The organism is Roseicyclus persicicus (genome assembly GCF_012395815.1).
Classification (GTDB): Bacteria; Pseudomonadota; Alphaproteobacteria; order Rhodobacterales; family Rhodobacteraceae; genus Roseicyclus; species Roseicyclus persicicus.
In genome coordinates, this window is the sequence record NZ_JAAZQQ010000010.1 from 1 (window position 1) to 1,695 (window position 1,695).

Consider the following 1,695-nt stretch of genomic DNA (forward strand, 5'->3'; position numbering starts at 1 on the left):
GTCGGGCAGCGGCTGGGCAAGGCGGGGTGACGGCATGACGGTCCTCGTCTTCGGCCGCACCGGCCAGGTGGCCACGGAACTGCAGGCGCTGGCCCCGGAGGTCACTGCGCTCGGCCGGGATATGGCCGACCTCGCCGACCCCGCCGCCTGCGCCGCGGCGATCCGGGCGCATCGGCCCACGGCCGTGATCAACGCCGCCGCCTATACCGCCGTCGACCGGGCCGAGAGCGAGGAGGAGCTCGCCACCACCATCAACGGCACTGCCCCCGGCGCCATGGCCGAGGCCTGCGCCGCGCTCGGCATTCCTTTCGTCCAGATCTCAACGGATTACGTCTTCGCCGGTGACGGCGAGGCGCCCTGGCGGCCCGGGGACCCGACCGGGCCGCTCGGCGCCTATGGCCGCTCCAAGCTCGCGGGCGAGGAGGCCACCCGCGCGGCGGGCGGAGCGCACGCGATCCTGCGCACGTCCTGGGTCGTCTCGGCCCATGGCCACAACTTCGTCAAGACCATGCTGCGGCTCGGGGCCGAGCGCGAGCGTCTGACGATCGTCGCCGACCAGGTCGGCGGGCCCACCCCCGCCCGCGCCATCGCCGCGGCCTGCCTGTCGATCGCGGACCAGCTGATCGCCGACCCGGGCAAGTCCGGCACCTACCACTTCTCGGGCGCGCCCGACACCTCCTGGGCCGGCTTCGCCCGCGCGATCTTCGCGGACGCGGGGCTCGCCTGCGCCGTCGAGGACATCCCCACCAGCGCCTACCCGACCCCCGCCCGGCGGCCGGCGAACTCGCGGATGGACTGTTCCGCGACCGCGGCCGTGTTCGGGATTCCCCGACCTGACTGGCGGCAGGGCTTGCGCGATATCCTGCATGACCTCGGACAACAGGGAGCGACCCCGTGACCCAGCGCAAGGGCATCATCCTGGCCGGCGGCTCCGGCACGCGGCTCTACCCGGTCACGCTCGGCGTGTCCAAGCAGCTCCTGCCGGTCTACGACAAGCCGATGATCTACTATCCGCTGAGCGTGCTGATGCTGGCCGGCATCCGCGACATCGCGGTGATCACCACGCCCGAGGACCAGGCCCAGTTCATCCGCACGCTCGGCGACGGCAGCCAGTGGGGCCTGCACCTCACCTACATCGTGCAGCCCAAGCCCGAGGGGCTCGCGCAGGCCTATCTGCTGACCCGCGAGTTCCTGAACGGGGCGCCGTCCGCCATGGTGCTCGGCGACAACATCTTCTTCGGCCACGGCCTGCCGCGGATCCTGACCGAGGCCGGCGTGCAGACCTGGGGCGCCACCGTCTTCGGCTATCATGTCGCCGACCCCGAGCGCTACGGCGTGGTCGACTTCGCCGAGGACGGCACCGTGCGCGCCATCATCGAGAAGCCCAAGGTCCCGCCCTCGAGCTTCGCCGTCACCGGCCTCTACTTCCTCGACGCCTCGGCGCCCGACCGCGCCGCCGACGTCCAGCCCTCGCCCCGCGGCGAACTGGAGATCACCACCCTCCTCGAAAGCTACCTCGCCGACGGGTCCTTGCGCGTCAGCCGCATGGGCCGCGGCTTCGCCTGGCTCGACACCGGCACCCACGCAAGCCTGCTCGACGCCGGCAACTTCGTGCGCACGCTGGAACAGCGCCAGGGCATGCAGACCGGCTCGCCCGACGAGATCGCCTACGCCCAGGGGTGGATTTCCGCCGAC

Annotated in this window: 2 protein-coding genes; both read left to right on the plus strand. The window is 72.2% G+C overall.

Annotation, left to right across the window (positions count from 1 at the left end; all coding sequences use genetic code 11):
• Positions 1-34 precede the first annotated feature (34 nt).
• Complete coding sequence (rfbD, locus tag HCU73_RS18580; RefSeq protein ID WP_168624976.1) at positions 35-898, plus strand: dTDP-4-dehydrorhamnose reductase; 864 nt, start codon at positions 35-37, stop codon at positions 896-898.
• Positions 895-1,695: glucose-1-phosphate thymidylyltransferase RfbA (gene rfbA / locus HCU73_RS18585; protein WP_168624977.1), on the plus strand; the 801-nt coding region annotated here is incomplete at its 3' end. The genes rfbD and rfbA, both read left to right, overlap by 4 nt.